General features: G+C 71.2%; 18 protein-coding genes. 13 read left to right on the top strand and 5 right to left on the bottom strand.

Annotated elements, in window-relative coordinates:
- The first annotated feature begins 9 nt into the window (after positions 1-9).
- The 4 genes from HQQ88_RS07230 to HQQ88_RS07215 all read left to right on the top strand — a co-directional run bounded on the left by HQQ88_RS07230 (position 10) and on the right by HQQ88_RS07215 (position 3,348).
- A complete protein-coding gene (locus HQQ88_RS07230) occupies positions 10-1,323 on the top strand; it encodes an NtaA/DmoA family FMN-dependent monooxygenase (protein ID WP_132099224.1) in 1,314 nt (437 codons plus the stop codon).
- Positions 1,324-1,353: 30 nt separating this feature from the next.
- Positions 1,354-2,187 (top strand): alpha/beta fold hydrolase, encoded by an 834-nt coding sequence (locus tag HQQ88_RS07225; protein WP_173169043.1) that lies wholly within the window; start codon positions 1,354-1,356, stop codon positions 2,185-2,187.
- A 32-nt stretch (positions 2,188-2,219) separates the two neighbouring features.
- Positions 2,220-2,717, top strand: coding sequence for a flavin reductase family protein (locus HQQ88_RS07220; protein WP_132099222.1), 498 nt, complete (start codon positions 2,220-2,222; stop codon positions 2,715-2,717).
- A 70-nt stretch (positions 2,718-2,787) separates the two neighbouring features.
- Entirely contained in the window at positions 2,788-3,348 is a 561-nt protein-coding gene (locus HQQ88_RS07215) for an MOSC domain-containing protein (protein ID WP_131920834.1), read from the top strand.
- 7 nt (positions 3,349-3,355) lie between these two features.
- On the opposite strand, the gene HQQ88_RS07210 is transcribed toward HQQ88_RS07215, so the two are convergent.
- Positions 3,356-3,805, bottom strand: a complete 450-nt coding sequence (locus HQQ88_RS07210) for a MarR family winged helix-turn-helix transcriptional regulator (RefSeq protein ID WP_185040719.1) — start codon at positions 3,803-3,805, stop codon at positions 3,356-3,358.
- A 174-nt stretch (positions 3,806-3,979) separates the two neighbouring features.
- On the opposite strand from HQQ88_RS07210, the gene HQQ88_RS07205 reads away from it, so the two are divergent.
- From HQQ88_RS07205 to HQQ88_RS07195, 3 genes are all read left to right on the top strand, one after another.
- Complete coding sequence (locus tag HQQ88_RS07205; RefSeq protein WP_123293393.1) at positions 3,980-4,633, top strand: hypothetical protein; 654 nt, start codon at positions 3,980-3,982, stop codon at positions 4,631-4,633.
- Between the two features lie 149 nt (positions 4,634-4,782).
- A complete protein-coding gene (locus tag HQQ88_RS07200) occupies positions 4,783-5,667 on the top strand; it encodes a S26 family signal peptidase (protein WP_123292956.1) in 885 nt (294 codons plus the stop codon).
- On the top strand, positions 5,664-6,518 hold the full coding sequence (locus tag HQQ88_RS07195) for a LamG domain-containing protein (RefSeq protein ID WP_131920838.1): 855 nt from the start codon (positions 5,664-5,666) through the stop codon (positions 6,516-6,518). Before HQQ88_RS07200 ends, HQQ88_RS07195 begins: the two co-directional genes overlap by 4 nt.
- Before the next feature lie 99 nt (positions 6,519-6,617).
- On the opposite strand, the gene HQQ88_RS07190 is transcribed toward HQQ88_RS07195, so the two are convergent.
- Complete coding sequence (locus tag HQQ88_RS07190) at positions 6,618-7,529, bottom strand: LysR family transcriptional regulator (protein ID WP_173169042.1); 912 nt, start codon at positions 7,527-7,529, stop codon at positions 6,618-6,620.
- Between the two features lie 105 nt (positions 7,530-7,634).
- On the opposite strand from HQQ88_RS07190, the gene HQQ88_RS07185 reads away from it, so the two are divergent.
- The 3 genes from HQQ88_RS07185 (at position 7,635) to HQQ88_RS07175 (ending at position 9,878) form a co-directional block, all read left to right on the top strand.
- Positions 7,635-8,420, top strand: a complete 786-nt coding sequence (locus HQQ88_RS07185) for an inositol monophosphatase family protein (protein WP_173169041.1) — start codon at positions 7,635-7,637, stop codon at positions 8,418-8,420.
- A gap of 65 nt (positions 8,421-8,485) precedes the next feature.
- Positions 8,486-9,133, top strand: a complete 648-nt coding sequence (locus tag HQQ88_RS07180) for an NAD(P)-binding domain-containing protein (protein WP_173169040.1) — start codon at positions 8,486-8,488, stop codon at positions 9,131-9,133.
- A 175-nt stretch (positions 9,134-9,308) separates the two neighbouring features.
- Positions 9,309-9,878 carry a manganese efflux pump MntP family protein gene (locus HQQ88_RS07175; RefSeq protein ID WP_123937103.1) on the top strand — a complete coding sequence of 190 codons (570 nt, stop codon included), beginning with the start codon at positions 9,309-9,311 and terminating at the stop codon, positions 9,876-9,878.
- 23 nt (positions 9,879-9,901) lie between these two features.
- Here HQQ88_RS07175 and HQQ88_RS07170 read toward each other — a convergent pair whose 3' ends face one another.
- A complete protein-coding gene (locus HQQ88_RS07170) occupies positions 9,902-11,317 on the bottom strand; it encodes a hypothetical protein (protein ID WP_173169039.1) in 1,416 nt (471 codons plus the stop codon).
- 138 nt (positions 11,318-11,455) lie between these two features.
- Here HQQ88_RS07170 and HQQ88_RS07165 point away from each other — a divergent pair, with 138 nt between their 5' ends.
- The 3 genes from HQQ88_RS07165 (at position 11,456) to HQQ88_RS07155 (ending at position 13,612) form a co-directional block, all read left to right on the top strand.
- A complete protein-coding gene (locus HQQ88_RS07165) occupies positions 11,456-12,178 on the top strand; it encodes an SDR family NAD(P)-dependent oxidoreductase (RefSeq protein WP_173169038.1) in 723 nt (240 codons plus the stop codon).
- Positions 12,179-12,195: 17 nt separating this feature from the next.
- Positions 12,196-12,861 carry a dihydrofolate reductase family protein gene (locus HQQ88_RS07160; protein ID WP_173169037.1) on the top strand — a complete coding sequence of 222 codons (666 nt, stop codon included), beginning with the start codon at positions 12,196-12,198 and terminating at the stop codon, positions 12,859-12,861.
- Between the two features lie 151 nt (positions 12,862-13,012).
- The gene (locus HQQ88_RS07155; RefSeq protein WP_367916994.1) at positions 13,013-13,612 is read left to right on the top strand and encodes a TetR/AcrR family transcriptional regulator; all 600 of its coding nucleotides are present in this window, start codon (positions 13,013-13,015) and stop codon (positions 13,610-13,612) included.
- A 16-nt stretch (positions 13,613-13,628) separates the two neighbouring features.
- On the opposite strand, the gene HQQ88_RS07150 is transcribed toward HQQ88_RS07155, so the two are convergent.
- Both HQQ88_RS07150 and HQQ88_RS07145 read right to left on the bottom strand, forming a co-directional pair.
- Positions 13,629-14,483 carry an alpha/beta fold hydrolase gene (locus HQQ88_RS07150; RefSeq protein ID WP_173169035.1) on the bottom strand — a complete coding sequence of 285 codons (855 nt, stop codon included), beginning with the start codon at positions 14,481-14,483 and terminating at the stop codon, positions 13,629-13,631.
- Between the two features lie 32 nt (positions 14,484-14,515).
- Positions 14,516-15,511, bottom strand: a complete 996-nt coding sequence (locus HQQ88_RS07145; RefSeq protein ID WP_173169034.1) for an NADP-dependent oxidoreductase — start codon at positions 15,509-15,511, stop codon at positions 14,516-14,518.
- Positions 15,512-15,547 lie beyond the last annotated feature (36 nt).

Here is a 15,547-nt window from a genome sequence, read left to right as displayed (position 1 = left end):
GGAGCACTCATGACCGCCTCACCATTCCACCTCGGGTGGTTCTGCAACGGGACCTCGGTACCCGCCTGGGCACAGCCGTTCTCCGGTTCGATCGGCGACGACTGGCAGGACGCGCAGATCTTCGTCGACCTGGCCCGGGCCATGGAGCGCGCGAAGTTCGACTACGTGCTCATCGAGGACAACACCTTCGTCGGCGACCGCTACGGCGACTCGATGGAGGTCTACCTGAAGTACGCCATGCAGGCGCCGCGGCAGGACCCGATGATCGTCGCGACACTGCTCGCGCAGGCGACCGAACGGCTCGGGATCATCGCGACGGCCGGGACCTTCGCGTACCACCCCTACCTGCTGGCGCGGATGGCGGGCACGCTCGACCAGTTGTCGAAGGGCCGGTTCGGCGTCAACGTGGTGACCGGCACGAGTGACCGTGCGCTGCAGAACTACGGCCACGACGGGATGGACGAGCACGACTCCCGGTACGACGTGGCCGAGGACTTCGTCCGCTCGATGACCGCGCTGTTCGACACGTGGGAGCCCGGGGCGGTGGTGGCGGATCGTCGCACGGCGACCTTCGCCGACCACACGAAGGTCCGGTACGCCGACCACCGGGGAAGCCACTTCTCGACCCGGGGGCCGCTGAACTCCGGGCCCTCGCCACAGGGCCGCCCGGTGATCTCGCAGGCCGGTGGTTCGCCGCGCGGCATCGCGTTCGCAGCGCAGTACGCGGACACCATCGTCGCCATCCACTCGTCACCCGAGAAGGCGCGCGACTACCGGAACCGCGTCCGTGACGCCGCCGCGGCGGTCGGGCGCGACCCGGACGACGTCAAGGTGCTGTTCGGGGTCTGGCCGATCGTCGGGTCCAGCGAGGAGGAGGCGCGGCAACGTGCCGACGACCGCGTCCAGCTCGCGATGGACAACATCGACATCCCGCTCGCAACGATGTCGAAGTCCACCGACATCGACTTCTCGACCGTGCCGCTCGACACCCCGCTCGGCGAACTCGACCTGGCGACGAACGGTACCCAGAACTTCGCGCTCTACCGGGACCGCAACGCCACGCTGACGCTGCGGCAGGCGGTCGCGAAGGAGGCCGGTGGCGCCGGTCCGGCGCTCGTCGGGTCCGTCGAGCAGGTCGCGGACCAGCTCGAGGCGTTCGCGGACGTGTCCGGTGGGGACGGCTTCCTGATCGGGACGAACGGTGTCACCCGGCGGTTCATCGCCGAGGTGTGCGACGGGCTCGTCCCGGAGCTCCAGGCTCGCGGGCTGACCCGCACCGAGTACGACCACGAGCACCTGCGGGACAACCTGCGGGCGTTCTGACCGGGCATCGGCCCGACGAGAGGAACCATCATGCGCGGTTACGTCGACACCGACTGGGGCCAGGTGCACTTCCGCGCCGGCGGACCGACCCCGGGGGACGCCGAGCGCGTCATCGCGATGTACCACGAGTCACCTCGCACCTCGGCGGTCTACGACCCCGTCCTCGAGGCGTTCCCGGACGGCGTCGCCGTGCTCGCCTTCGACACCCCGGGGTTCGGACAGTCCGACGACGCACCAGCGGACCGACCCCTGGGTGACTACGCGACCGTGCTGCTGCAGGCCCTCGACGGGCTCGGGGTCGGCCGGTTCCTGCCGGTCGGGATGAAGACCGGGTCGGCACTCGTCACCGCGATGGCGGTGGCGGCCGGAGCGGACCGGGTCCCCGGCGCCGTGCTCTACGCGCAGGAGGAGCCGGACGACGCAGCGTTCGAGCACTGGGCCAACGACTGGGCGCCACCGATCGCGTTCCCGGCGGACGGGTCGACGCTGATGAAGCTCTACGCGAAGAACGTCGGCCTGTACGGCAGCGACGACCCACGGGTGCTCTACGAAGCCGTCGCGGACACGATCGCGAACGCCGATCGGTACGCCTCGGTCTACCCCGCGGTGTTCCGCGGGCACCGGCAGACGTGGGAGGACATGCACGCGCTCGTGGCGGGCGGCGTGCACCTCACCGTCCTCGAGCCGCCGACCGCGCAGTTCACCCCGGACGACCCGATCACGTTCGGTGTGGTCCCGGGCACCGACGTCGTGGCGATGCCCTCGACCGGTCAGTTCCCGGCCCTCGCGACGGACGAGTTCGTCCGCGCCGTGACCACCGCCCTCGACCGGTCCGGACTCACCGCACACGCGGACGCCGCCTGACCCTCTGCCCGCCAACCCTCGAAGGAGTCCCGATGTTCACCGCACCGTCCACCGCCGATCCGGCCCTGCTCCGCCAGGCGTTCTCCGGCTTCCCGTGCGGCGTCGCCGCGCTGTCCGCCGTCGTCGACGACGAGCCGACCGTCCTCGTCGCGTCCTCGTTCACGGTGGGTGTCTCCCAGGACCCGCCGCTGGTGATGTTCGCCGTGCAGCACACCTCGACCACCTGGCCCGCGCTCGCGGGCGCACGGACGATCGGGGTCTCGGTCCTCGGGGAGCGCCACGAACCCGTCACGAGGCAGCTCGCGTCGCGCGACAAGTCCGTCCGGTTCGTCGGCATCGAGACGATGGTCTCCGACACCGGCGCGGTGTTCCTCGAAGGAGCCCCGATCTGGCTGGAGTGCGCGGTCGAGCACACCTACCCGGCGGGTGACCACGACATCGTGGTCCTCCGGGTGAACGGTCTGATGTCGGACTTCTCGCACAGCCCGCTGGTCTGGCACCGATCCGCGTTCGCGAAGCTGAGCGCGTGAGCGCGTGAGCGCGTGAGCGCGTGACCAGATCTGTGCTGCGCCGGACCCCGACCTGCGCCAGAATCGCACCATGACCGACAACCGTGACGACCAGCCGCGTGTGATCGCCGTGAGCCGGGACGACGTCCATCGGTTCAGCAAGCCCGTGGTCGACGAGGTCACCTTGGTCGAGGGCTGGGGCATCGAGGGCGACGCCCACGCCGGGACGACCGTCCAGCACCGGTCTCGAGTCGCGCGTGACCCGTCCCAGCCGAACCTGCGGCAGGTGCACCTGCTCCACGCCGAGGTGTTCGACGAGGTCGCCGACGCCGGGTACCACCTCGAGCCGGGCCAGATGGGCGAGAACGTCACGACCCGCGGTGTCGACCTGCTCGGCCTGCCCACCGGCACGGTGCTGCACCTCGGCGACGAGGCGTGCGTCCGGGTGACGGGCCTGCGGAACCCGTGCCAGCAGATCAACGGGTTCGAACCGGGTCTGTTGCGTGAGGTGCTCGGGCGGGACGAGGACGGTGCGGTGGTGCGGAAGGGCGGCGTGATGAGCGTCGTCGTGACCGGCGGTGTCGTCCGGACGGGTGACCGCATCCGGGTCGAGCTCCCCGCCGGCGAGCAGCAGGCGCTCCAGCCGGTCTGACGAGCCCCTACTCCCCCGCTGCCGCGGCCTGCTGGTACAGACTCGTCGCCAGGTCGTTGAGCACCTCGTGCAGCTCGCCGCCGTGCGCGCCGTCGACCGCCCGGAGCATGGCGGCGTAGCGCTGCCGGTAGTCCGCGACGACGTCGTCGCCACTCGGCAGCAGCCGCAGCAACGACCCACGACGGTCGTTCGGGTTCGGCGCGCGCTCGAGGAGTCCGGCGGTGCTCATCCGGTCGATCATGTTCGTCACCGCGCCCGAGGTCAGGCCGAGGTAGCCGGCGACCTCTGTCGGCGTGGAGTACCCGGTGTCGCTGATGAGCACGAGTGCTCGCAGGGCGTTCTCGTGCACCCCGGCTCGGGCACTGAGCTGGTTCACCAGGCTCGCGTTCGCGCGCACGACAGCGGTGAACGCGGCCATCAGGTCGGCGGCGTCGTCATCGGGTGCGGCGGGGGTCACGGGGGGAATCCTTCCATGTCGGGAACCCGGGGGACGGGAGCGTCCCCCGCACTGGGGTAGGTGTGCGAGTGGCTAACTTGGTCAAGCGGTGACTATCTTAATGATTGAAGCAAATCCGCCCGAGTGACTTGCTTCCCCCAACCACTGCGAACCACCGAACCGATGAGGTACACCGTGTCCACCAAGCTCCGCACCTCCGCGCTGAAGCGGATCCGTTTCGCCCCCGTGGCGCTCCTCGCCGGCATCTTCGCCGCCGTGCTCCTCTCCCTCTCGCTCACCGGCACCCTGTCCGGGTTCGCGGCGAGCATCACGAACAGCAGCAACACCGCCGCCAGCGGCACGCTGATCATGCAGGAGCAGAACGCCGGCGCGACCGTCACCTGCCTCAGCACCGACGGCGGCTCGGTCTCGACAAACTCCGCGACCTGCTCGACGATCAACAAGTTCGGCGGCAGCACGACGATGACGCCGGGCAACACGGTCAACACGGCGATCTCGATCAAGAACACCGGCACCGCTGCCGCGAGCACCTTCACCCTGACGCCGGGCAGCACGTGCACCCAGTCGAACAACGGCTCCTCGAACGGAACCGCGACCGACCTCTGCGCCAAGATGAACCTCGTCATCACCTCGGGCTCGACCACGGTCTTCAGTGGCACGCTCGCCAGCTTCAAGGGCGCCGCAGCGTCGGCCTTCACGATGCCCGCAGCTCCGGCCGCCGGTGCGTCGACGCCGTTCAACTTCGCGGTGACCCTCGACTCCTCGGCGGGCAACACGTACCAGGGCCTCGCAGCCTCGGTCCCCATGACCTGGACGTTCACGGCCTGATCCCGCTCCGGGCCGGCTCCCCCAGCCGTCCCGGGACGTCCCGTGACCCCAGACCGGCGACGCTCGACCGACCCCCCTCCGGCCGAGCGTCGCCACCCCCGTTCCACCACGCGCAGTAGCCGCACCCCACCGAGCCGCAGGAGCACGACATGAGCCAGACCGCAGCGATCCCGCTCAGCGGCACGCTCGACCGTCCGGTCCTCCGCGGTCGCGCGGTCACCCGGTCCGAGACCGTCCTCGCCTGGTTGCTCGCCCTGGTCGCCGCACTGCTGCTCACCGCCGCGGTGCTGTTCCTGTCCGCCGGTGGCCGCTGGTTCGTCGTCGAGACGCCCTCGATGGGTGAAGCAGCCCCGGTGGGGACCCTCGTGCTCGACCTGCCGGTCGACGTCACGACCCTGCGCGTCGGCGACGTCGTCTCGTTCGAGACCTCCGCCAACCCCGACGTCGTCTACACGCACCGCATCATCGCGATCGACGCCGACGGCGGCCTGCACACCCGCGGCGACGTGAACGGCGCGGTCGACCCGTGGACGCTGTCGCAGGCCGACGTGATCGGCACCCCGGCGCTCCTGGTCCCGCACCTCGGCTGGCTGTTCCGCGCCGCCCCGATCCTGCTCATCGGCACGCTCCTGATCCTGACCCTGACCAGTGCCTTCACGGACCGGGTGACCCGCACCTGCCTCCGGATCGCCGGCTCCGCCCTGACGGTCTCGTACGCCGCGTTCGTGCTCAAGCCGTTCGTCAACGTGACGACCATCACGAACACCTCGAGCCCCACGGGCGTCGAGGCCACCGTCATCTCGTCCGGCATCTTCCCGGTGCGCGTCGACGCCCACGGCGGCAACACCGTGCACCTGGTCGACGGTGAGGTCGGCCGCGTGGTCATCCACGAACTCACGAAGAACGGGCACTACCAGCTGACCTCGAACATCGACCTCGACCCGCTCGGGTGGGTGGCGCTGATCGCTATGTGCCTGGTGCCGCTCGTGGCCTGCCTGGCCGTCGGCCGCGTCGAGGCGGTGCGTCCCTCGTGATCCTCCGTCGCCTGCGTGACGGCCGCGTCGTCGCCCTCCTGCTCGTGGTCGCCCTGGCTGTCGTCGTCCTGCTGAACCAGTTCGCGCCGACGCGCTCCGCCTACAGCGCCACCGTCCGGAACGACACGAACACCGCCGCGACCGCCCCGTACTTCACCTGCACGGGTGCCGTCGGAGCCGACACCGCGAACGCCCTGTTCGCGTACCGGCTCACCGAGTCGACGAACGCGAAGACCGCCACGGACTGGTCGGGCCGCGGCGTGAACGGCACCTACCAGGGATCGATGACGGCGGTCACGCCCGACCCGAACGCCTGCCCGCGCGACACCGGCAGTGCCTACGTGCTGAACGGCTCCACGAGCTACGTCTCCACCTCGCGCTCGTACGCCAACCCGACCACCTTCAGCGAAGAGGTGTGGTTCAAGACGACGGTCGCCGGTGGACAGCTCATCGGCTTCGGCAGCAGCCAGACCGGCGGATCCGGGCAGCACGACCGCAAGCTCTACCTCAACACGAGCGGGCAGCTCGCGTTCGGGACGTACAGCGGCACGACCCAGGTCGTCTCGTCGCCGAAGGCCTACACCGACGGCGCATGGCACCACGCCGTGACGACGATGTCACCGGCCAACGGCATGCGCCTGTACGTCGACGGCACGCTGGTCGCGTCGAACGCGGCGTACAAGACGCCGGAGAACTACACCGGCTGGTTCCGGATCGGCTACGACACCATCGGCGGATGGCCGGGTTCGCCCGCCAACGCCTACTTCACCGGGTCCATGCGGTACGCGGCCGTCTACGGGACGGAACTGTCCGCCGCCCAGGTCGCCGCCCACGCAGCAGCCGGTCGCTGACGCGCCGCAGACCGGACGGGAGGCCCGTGGCGGGCCCGCCACGGGCCTCCCGTCCGATCCGGCTGACGTCGAAGACGTGAGCCGGGTCGCCGAAGCCGGTCAGGGTTCCAGCGTGCCGACGAGCGCCTGCTCGACGAGGCTGCGCAGCCACCGGTGCCCCTGGTCGGACGTGGAGCGCTGGTGCCAGGTCAGGACGACCGACACCGCCGGCAGCTCGACGGGCGGCGTGAAGACCACGGTGTCGTCCGCGCGGACGGCACGTGACGCCACCGACGCCGGGATGACGACGACCGCGTCAGTCTCGCGCACGATCTCGACGGCGGCGCTCGTGGACGCGACCGACGCGACCACCGACCGTGACCGCCCGGTCGCGGCGAGCAGCTCGTCGATCCGGTCGCCGAACCGGCCGCGGCGGGAGACGACGACGTGCGGCACACCTGCCCACGCAGCCAGGTCGACGTCGGCGGTGCCCGAGGCCAGGAGCGGGTGCCCGCGGCGTGCCAGCCCGACCAGGGGGTCGGTCGCGATGTGCCGGTGGTCGATCTCGGCGGTCGCGGGCTCGGCGGAACCGATCTCCAGGTCCACGACGCCCCGCCGCAGGTCCGTGGTGTCGTCGTCCGGTTCGCCGAGGAACCGCAGGCCGACGCCGGGGGCGGCCCGGTGCGTGTGCTCGACGAGCCACGGGGCGAGCACGGAGACCAGGGCGTCGTGCGCACGGATCGTGAAGGTCCGGTGCAGGGCGCCGGCGTCGAAGGTCGTCTCGGGTGTCAGGACCTGCCGGCTGCGCAGCACGAGCGACCGGACCTCCTCGCGCATCGCGAGGGCGCGTGGCGTGGGCCGCATGACCCGGCCGCTGCGCACCAGGACCTCGTCTCCGACGGCGATCCGGATGCGTCCGAGCGCGCGGCTCATGGCGGGTGCGGACAGGTGCAGCCGATCGGCGGCTCCGGTCACGCTCTCCTCTTCGAGCAGGGCGTCGAGCGCGGTGAGCAGGTTCAGGTCCAGTTGCACGAGACGCAATCTACCGGTGCGCGGAATGTACTGGTGTGCAATGGTCGGCGTTCGTAGCGTTGCTCCCGGATCGACGGACCGCGTCGGCCGGGACAGGAGACGACCATGGACGACCACCAGCTGCTCACCGGCGTGACGGAGGCGGTGACCGCGGCCGCGCAGGTGCTCCTCGAGCGCTTCTCGACCGCGAACCGGGTCGACGACGGGCGGTCGCTGCTCGCCGCGATCGACGCGAACGACGCGGCCTCGACGGCGGTGCTCCGACCGGCGCTCGAGCGCCTCCGGCCCGATGCGAAGTGGGACGACGACGAAGAGGGCACCGGCACGCTCGGCCCGGGCGAGTGGTGGGTGACCGACGCCGCCGAGGGCAACGTCAACCTGGTCCACGGATCCGCGAACTGGGGCGTGACCGCGACGCTCGTGCGCGACGACGTCCCCGTCCTGACCGCCGTCGTCCTGCCGGCACTCGACCAGGTGTTCACGGCCGTCCGCGGGGCCGGTGCGCGGCTGAACGGCACCCCGATCAGCGCCTCGCGGAAGACCGAGCTCGGAGCCGCCCTGGTCGGTACCGGTCAGGCGAAGCCGGGCGAGGCATCCGAGATCCGTCGCCGGATGAGCGACTCGATCGACCGGATGCTCGACGCAGCACTGCTCGTGTCGGCCTCGGTCCCCGCGACGGTGCAGCTCGTGCAGGTCGCCACCGGGCACGTCGACGGCTTCTGGCAGTTCGGGCAGGTGCGGTCCGGCCTGGCTGCCGGGGCGCTCCTGGTGCACGAAGCGGGCGGTGCCGTCACCGCCACGAGCGGTGCCCCCTGGACGCTGGCGAGCGAGGACTGCATCGCGGCGGCCCCGGACCTCGCCCGCCAGATCGCAGCAGTGCTCACCCGTTGAGCCGCTGAGCCGCTGACCCCAACCCCTTGACCCACCCGTCGCACCTGACCACGAAGGACACCCCCATGACCACGACCACGACCATCTCCGTCCTCGGATCCGGACGTGTCGGGAGCACGCTCGCGCGCGGCCTCGCCGCCGCCGGCCACCCCGTCACCATCGGCGTCCGCGATCCCGATTCCGTCCGGCCGGACTGGGCCGACACCGGGGTCGAGGTCGCCGACGTCGCGACTGCCATCCGGACCGCCGCGGTCGTGGTCAACGCCACACCGGGCGACACGACCCTGGAGCGGATGACCGCACTGCGGGCCGGACTCGCCGGACGGATCCTGCTCGACGTCTCGAACGCGACCACGCGGACCGCCGACGGGTTGCCGGGTGGACTCGCCTACCTCGACGGCAGCCTCGGCGAGCGGCTGCAGGCCGCCCTGCCGGAGACCCGGGTGGTGAAGAGCCTCAACACGATGCTGTTCTCGGTCATGACCGCGCCGGCGGCACTCGCCACCCCGCCGACCGCCTTCGTTTCCGGGGACGACGCCGCGGCGAAGGCCACGGTGGGCGACCTGCTTCGCAGCCTGGGTTGGCAGGACGGGTGGGTCGTGGACCTCGGCCCGATCGCCACCGCGTCCGGCCCGGAGTCGATGGCGCTGATGGTGCCGAGCCTGCTCGGCGCAATCGGTTTCGCGCCCTTCGCTCTGTCCGTCGCTCGCTGAGGACCGGAGGCGCGACCGGCGGCGACCACGGGGGTCCGGGGCGGGCGCACCAACCCCCGGATTCGGCACGACGAATACCGCTGATCAGGCCTTTTCGTCCTCGGAACCATGCCAGGATCGTCAGGTCCTGAGACGTCGGCGTCTCCGTCCGACCGTCTCGAAAGGCGCCGCCCCCATGTCGTTCTGGGCCCTCTTCCTCATCGCGCTCGGCGTCTCCGCAGACGCCTTCGCCGTCGCCCTCGGCAAGGGCCTGCACATGAAGCGCTTCGACGTGCGGCACGCGCTCGTCATCGCGCTGACGTTCGGTGCGTTCCAGGCGCTCATGCCCCTGCTCGGATGGCTGCTCGGTTCGGCGTTCGCGCAGTACATCGCCGCCTTCGACCACTGGATCGCGTTCGGGCTGCTCGCGCTGATCGGCGGCAAGATGCTGTGGGAGGCGTTCTCGAAGCACGAGGACACCGAGCAGGACACCGACCGTCTGCCGATCCGCGAACTCCTGGTCCTGGCGATCGCGACGAGCATCGACGCCCTGGCCGTCGGTGTCACGTTGGCGTTCCTGCCGGTGTCGATCGGCGGCGCGGTGCTGCTCATCGGTGTGACGACGGCAGTGCTGTCCTTCGCCGGCGTGGTCGTCGGGCGCCGCGTCGGAGCCCGGTTCGGCAAGCCGGCCGAGATCGCCGGCGGTGTCGTGCTCATCCTGATCGGCGTGAACATCGTGCTCGAGCACACGGGCATCATCGGCTGAGGCTGCGGAACGGGCGCGATCCGTCAGATGTCGAGGACGCCGTCCACGGCGGCGTCACGCGCAGGGATGTCCCGGGTCGCGATGTCCTCCTCGAGGTACACCGTCACGTACGTCCAGTCCTCGACGTGGCCGGCGTCGTCGAACACCCGGTAGCGCCGACGGAGCCGCAGGTACGGCACGTCGCTGTGCTCGAACGACACGACCACCTCGGTCGCCGGCCACTCCCCCTCGACGACGACCTCGACGGCCCGGTAGGCGCTCGCCGCACGGCGGGGCTCCGGGTGCTCGCGGGTCCACAGGATGCCCGGCTCGGCCAGCGACTCGAACACCCCGACGAGTGCGGCGACCGCCTGCGCCTTCGTCGAGTCATCCGTGTCGTGGAGCGGCCACCGGGCGCCCTCGACCCCGGTGAGGTCGAGCCGCTCGATCCACGGGGCGCGAGCCGCTTCGAGCCGTGCTTCCTCGGCCTCCCACGACGATTCGTCCTCGTCCTCGTCCACCGTCCGCGCCGGCAGGGCATCGGTGGTGATGGTGGTCGGCAGGCCATCGGAGAGGTCGACGTCGACCTCGCGGTACTGGTACGTGTAGTCCAGCCCGCCCGCGGAGTCCGGAGTCCGCCGGGGCCCGGTTGGCGCGTACCGGACGGTCAGCACCGAGCCCTCGCGACCGACGCCCTCGACCAGGTGGTCGACGGCGATCGTCGCGCGACTGCCGTCCGGCCGCACGAGCACCAGGTCGGTTGCCGGGGTGGGCAATGGCGGACCCGGGTCGGCGAGTGGCTCCATCGACGGGACGAAGCCGTCGGACTCGTCGCCGAAGCCGATGCTCCAGGTGTACGGGCCACCGTCGTCCTCGTCGTCGAGCAGTTCCGGGTCGTCGTGGTCGTGCTCGGCGGCAGCCTCGGTCTCGAGCGTCGCCGCCCACTCCTCCGGTGTCGGCCAGAACGGCTCGGCCGGCGCCCACGGCAGGGTCTCGGGGTCGACGCCGTCGAGCGGATCGTCGGCGTCGGCGGCGGCGTCGGCGTCGTCGGAGTCGTCGGAGCCACCGGCATCCGCATCGACGTCCACGTCGTCGTCCTCGCCGTCCCACATCGACGCTGGTCGCGGGTCACCGATCCACAACCCGTCAACATCGGCACCGTGCGGCCGACGATCCCCGAGCTCGACCGCGCACGTCACACCGGTCGGCGTGACGTGGACGGCGGACCGGGACACCGCGTCGTCACCGTCACCGTTCGACCCGTAGACGATCCACGCGCCATCCGTGGTCGCCAGGACGCGGACGTCGTCGACCGCACCGTCGGGCAACGGGGCGTCTGGCCACGTCACCCACCGCACGTCGTCACCCGTGACGACCGCTGCGACCGGACGCGTCGCGTCCGGCACGATCGTCGCGTCGCCGACGGCGACGGCGTCCGCGGGGTCGAGGAAGCTGCTCATGCTGCGACCGTACTGCAGCCGTGTGGCCGGGCCGAGACGGACGGGAGGCGCGGTGCGGGCCCGCCCCGCGCCTCCCGTCCGCCCCGCTGCTGGTCCACCTGCCGCACACGCCCCCGCCACCCGGCGCATGATGAACGCATGTCCCGCATCCTCGTCACCGGATCGACCGACGGCCTCGGGCGGGCGACCGCCGACACCCTGTTGCGTGACGGGCACGACGTCGTCGTGCACGCCCGGAGCACGGCACGGGCGGAGGCAGTCGCCGACCTGCTCGACCGTGGTGCCACGCTCGTCGTCGCCGACCTGTCCGACCGCGAGGCCGTGATCGCCGCCGCGCGCGACCTCGACGCTGGCGACCCGATCGACGCGGTCGTGCACAACGCCGGCGTGATCTCCGGCCGTGCGCTGATCCCGGTCAACGTCGTCGCGCCGTACCTGTTCACCGCGCTGCTCCACGCGCCGACCCGGCACGTGTACCTGAGCAGTGGGATGCACCGCGGCGGCCGGCCCCGCCTGGATGGCGTCGACTGGGACGGCACCGCGGAGACGAACACCTACTCGGACACCAAGCTCTTCGTGACCGCGCTCGCCGCCGAGGTCGCCGAGCGCCGGCCCGGCGTCCTGAGCAACGCCGTCGACCCGGGTTGGGTCCCGACCAAGATGGGCGGCGCGGGGGCGTCGGACGACCTCGAGCTCGGGCACCGCACCCAAGAGGCCCTCGTGACCGACCCCGACGCAGCCCTCAGCGGCGGTTACTGGTTCCACGGACAGCGGCAGGAGCCGCACCAGGCGGTTGCTGACCCGCAGTTCCGCCGCCAACTCGTCGACGCCCTGGCGACGGCGACGAGCATCACCCTCTGAAGCAGGACAGGAGCACCATGTCGACGGTCAGGGTCCACAACTTCGCGATCTCGCTCGACGGGTACGGCGCCGGAGCCGACCAGTCGATCGACCGGCCGTTCGGGCACGCCGACGGCCGACTCATGGGGTGGTTCGCCGCCACGGCCACCTTCCGCGCGATGCAAGGAGCGTCCGGCGGGACCACCGATGTCGACGACGAGTTCGCTCGCGCCTGGGGACCGGAGATCGGTGTCGAGATCATGGGGCGGAACAAGTTCGGACCCCAGCGCGGACCGTGGCCCGACGACGGCTGGACCGGGTGGTGGGGCGACGAACCGCCGTTCCACACGCCCGTGTTCGTGCTCACCCACCACCCGCGCGAGCCCCTCGAGATGGCGGGCGGGACGACCTTCCACTTCGTCGACGCCACCCCGGCGGAAGCGCTCGAGCTCGCCCGCCAGGCCGCACCGGGCCGCGACGTCCGGATCGGCGGCGGGGTCGAGACCGTCCGCGAGTTCCTGCAGGCCGACCTGGTCGACCACCTGCACGTGGTCGAGGTGCCGATCGTGCTCGGCCGGGGCGAGCGGCTCTGGGCCGGACTCGAGGGGATCGAGGAGCGCTTCGCCGTCGAGACGGTCGCGTCGCCGTCGGGGGTCGTGCACCGCACGTTCACGCGGGCGGCGGCTGACCGCCGGGGGCACTGAACGCAGGGGGCGGCGGACGGGAGGAACGGTGCGGGCCCGCCACGGGCCTCCCGTCCGCACTGCGCGCCACGTCGACGGCCGCCGGCCGGGTCCCGGGGTTCTCCTGCGGATGGCAGGATGGGTCGACCCCATCGCCGACCAGATCCGGAGTGTGCGCGTGACACAGGCCCCAGGTCGTCGCGAGCGGAACCGACAGGACAAGCTCGACCGGATCACGGCTGCTGCCAGCGAACTGTTCGCCGAGCACGGCGTCGACGACGTGACGACGCAGCAGATCGCGGAGCGCGCGGACATCGGAGCCGGCACGCTCTTCCTGTACGCGAAGACCAAGGGCGAGTTGCTGCTGCTGGTGCAGAACGCGAAGTACGACGAAGCGCTCGAACAGGGCCGTCGAGCTGCTGAGGCGACCGACGACGCGCTCGATGCGGTGCTCGCGCTCGTGACGCCGATCGTCGCCTGCAACTGGGTGCAGGTGTCCAACGGGCGGACCTACCTGCGGGAGATGGCCTTCGGGGACCCTGGCGAGCCGCACCATGCGCGAGCGCTCGCGATCTCGGGGATGACCGAGCAGGCGGTCGCGGAGATCCTGATCGACCGCGGTGGTCTCGACGACGCACGGGCCGCGACGCTCGCGCACGTGGTCTCGGCGGTGGTGTTCGTCACCATGGTGTCGCACGTCGACCCCGAGACCAGCGTGGCGAGCGTCGTCGAGTCGATCCGGGCGCAGCTCGGGGCGGTCCTGCCGCGCTGAGGCGGTGGTGCTGCGGTCAGGCGGCCAGGAACTCCGCAGCGACCGGGGCGAACTGCTCCCAGTACTGGAAGACGCCGCCGTGGCCGGAGTTCGGGTAGATGACCAGCTCGGACCCGGCGATGCGGCGGTGCAGGTCCTCGGAGAGGACCGAGGGCACCATCCGGTCGTGGTCGCCGTTGGCGATCAGGGTCGGCTGCGTGATCACGGACAGGTCGGACGGCTCGGACCGGCCGAAGCGCTGGATGGCCTTGAGCTGGGTTCGGAACGCCTTGGCGCTGATCGCCTCGTCGCGGTCGTTCGTGCGTTCCTCCAGACGCCCGATGAACGCCTTGCCTGCTTGCTTACCGACGGCATCGCGGTTGAAGAACAGGAACTCCTTCGGGTCCGACCGGGTGAGCGTGGCGCGCAGGATGTCGTAGTACGTCGTGCGAGCGACCTTGTCCATGTCCTTGCCGCCGCGTGGTCCGGTGCCGGTCAGGACGAGCCGCCGGACGAGCCGGGGGTGCGCGACGACGAGGTCCTGCGCGATCATCCCGCCCATCGAGAACGAGAACACGTCGATCTGTTCGTGGCCGAGGGCGCTGATGAACGCGTACGCGTCACCCGCTGCGGCGTCGAGGGTGTCGGGGAAGGTGCCGCTGGAGGCGCCGACGCCGAGCTGGTCGAAGGTGATCACGTGCCGGGTCGCGGCGATCGCGTCGACGATCCGTGGGTCCCAGTTGTCGAGTGTCGCTGCGAGGTGCACGAAGAACACGACGGGGATGCCTCCGGTCGGCCCGAGCTCGCGGTACGCGAAGGTGGCACCGCCGGCGTGCACGGTCTTGGTCGGTGCGTGGGCGTACGAGGTGATCGAGGGGTCGGTGGCGCTCATGGTGGCGGATCCGTTCGGTCGTGGGTGGGGTGTCAGTTGCTGGTGACGACGGTCTTGCCGCGCACGCGGCTCGTCCCGATCGACGCGAGCGCTTCGGGGGTCTGGTCGAAGGCGAACGTGGCGCCGACCACCGGGCGGATCGCGCCGGCCTGCACGAGGTCGGCGATCTGCTGGAGCTGCGCGCCGTCCGCTCGCATGAACAGGAACTCGTAGGTGACCCCGAGTCGCTTCGCCTGCGCGCGGACCCCGCGGCTGATGCCGGCGATGACCAGGCGGATCACCGGGCCCAGCCCGGCTTCCTTCGCGAAGGCAGGGTCAGGGGTGCCGTTGATGCTCACGACCTTGCCGCCGGGGCGCAGCACGCGCAGGGACTTCTCGAGGTTCTCGCCGCCCAGGCTGTCGAGGACGAAGTCGTAGTCGGACAGTTCCTGCTCGAAGTCCTGGGCTCGGTAGTCGATCACCACGTCGGCACCGAGCTCGCGGACGAAGTCGGCGTTGGCGGCCGACGCCGTGGTGGCGACGTGGGCACCGAGGTGCTTGGCGAGCTGGATCGCGATCGTCCCCACGCCACCGGAGCCCGCGTGGACGAGCACCTTCGTGCCCGGTCCGACCCTGCCCTTCTCGACGAGCGCCTGCCACGCGGTCAGGGCGACGAGCGGCATCGAGGCAGCCTCGGCTGCGCTCACGTTCGACGGCGCGCGGGCGACGTCGGCTTCGTCGACGGCGATGCGCTCGGCGAACGTGCCGATGCGGTGGTCACGGGGGCGGGCGAAGACCTCGTCACCGGGCTTGATCCGTCGGACGCCTGCGCCGACCGCGATCACGGTGCCGGCGACGTCGTGGCCGAGGACGAGCGGGGTCTTGTACGGCAGGATCAGCTTGAACTCGCCCTGGCGGATCTTCTCGTCGAGCTGGTTCAGGCCGGCGGCGGCGACGGCCACGAGGACGTCGTGGTCGCCGACGACCGGTTCGGGGACGTCGGTCTCGCGGAGGGGCTGCTTGTACTGGTCGAAGGCGAAGGCGCGCATGGTCGGTTGCTCCTGGGGTCGTGTGGTCGTGGGGGT

This window comes from Curtobacterium sp. VKM Ac-2861 (genome assembly GCF_013204965.1).
Lineage (GTDB): Bacteria > Actinomycetota > Actinomycetes > Actinomycetales > Microbacteriaceae > Curtobacterium.
The sequence above is the reverse complement of the archived record's forward strand: the minus strand, read 5'-3'. Positions and strand labels throughout refer to the sequence as shown.

Coding starts and splice junctions, on each gene's coding strand:
- HQQ88_RS07145 (WP_173169034.1), bottom strand. CDS start 15,511: ATGCGCGCCTTCGCCTTCGACCAGTACAAGCAGCCCCTCCGCGAGACC.
- HQQ88_RS07220 (WP_132099222.1), top strand. CDS start 2,220: ATGTTCACCGCACCGTCCACCGCCGATCCGGCCCTGCTCCGCCAGGCG.
- HQQ88_RS07225 (WP_173169043.1), top strand. CDS start 1,354: ATGCGCGGTTACGTCGACACCGACTGGGGCCAGGTGCACTTCCGCGCC.
- HQQ88_RS07200 (WP_123292956.1), top strand. CDS start 4,783: ATGAGCCAGACCGCAGCGATCCCGCTCAGCGGCACGCTCGACCGTCCG.
- HQQ88_RS07230 (WP_132099224.1), top strand. CDS start 10: ATGACCGCCTCACCATTCCACCTCGGGTGGTTCTGCAACGGGACCTCG.
- HQQ88_RS07170 (WP_173169039.1), bottom strand. CDS start 11,317: ATGAGCAGCTTCCTCGACCCCGCGGACGCCGTCGCCGTCGGCGACGCG.
- HQQ88_RS07180 (WP_173169040.1), top strand. CDS start 8,486: ATGACCACGACCACGACCATCTCCGTCCTCGGATCCGGACGTGTCGGG.
- HQQ88_RS07165 (WP_173169038.1), top strand. CDS start 11,456: ATGTCCCGCATCCTCGTCACCGGATCGACCGACGGCCTCGGGCGGGCG.
- HQQ88_RS07215 (WP_131920834.1), top strand. CDS start 2,788: ATGACCGACAACCGTGACGACCAGCCGCGTGTGATCGCCGTGAGCCGG.
- HQQ88_RS07185 (WP_173169041.1), top strand. CDS start 7,635: ATGGACGACCACCAGCTGCTCACCGGCGTGACGGAGGCGGTGACCGCG.
- HQQ88_RS07175 (WP_123937103.1), top strand. CDS start 9,309: ATGTCGTTCTGGGCCCTCTTCCTCATCGCGCTCGGCGTCTCCGCAGAC.
- HQQ88_RS07150 (WP_173169035.1), bottom strand. CDS start 14,483: ATGAGCGCCACCGACCCCTCGATCACCTCGTACGCCCACGCACCGACC.
- HQQ88_RS07160 (WP_173169037.1), top strand. CDS start 12,196: ATGTCGACGGTCAGGGTCCACAACTTCGCGATCTCGCTCGACGGGTAC.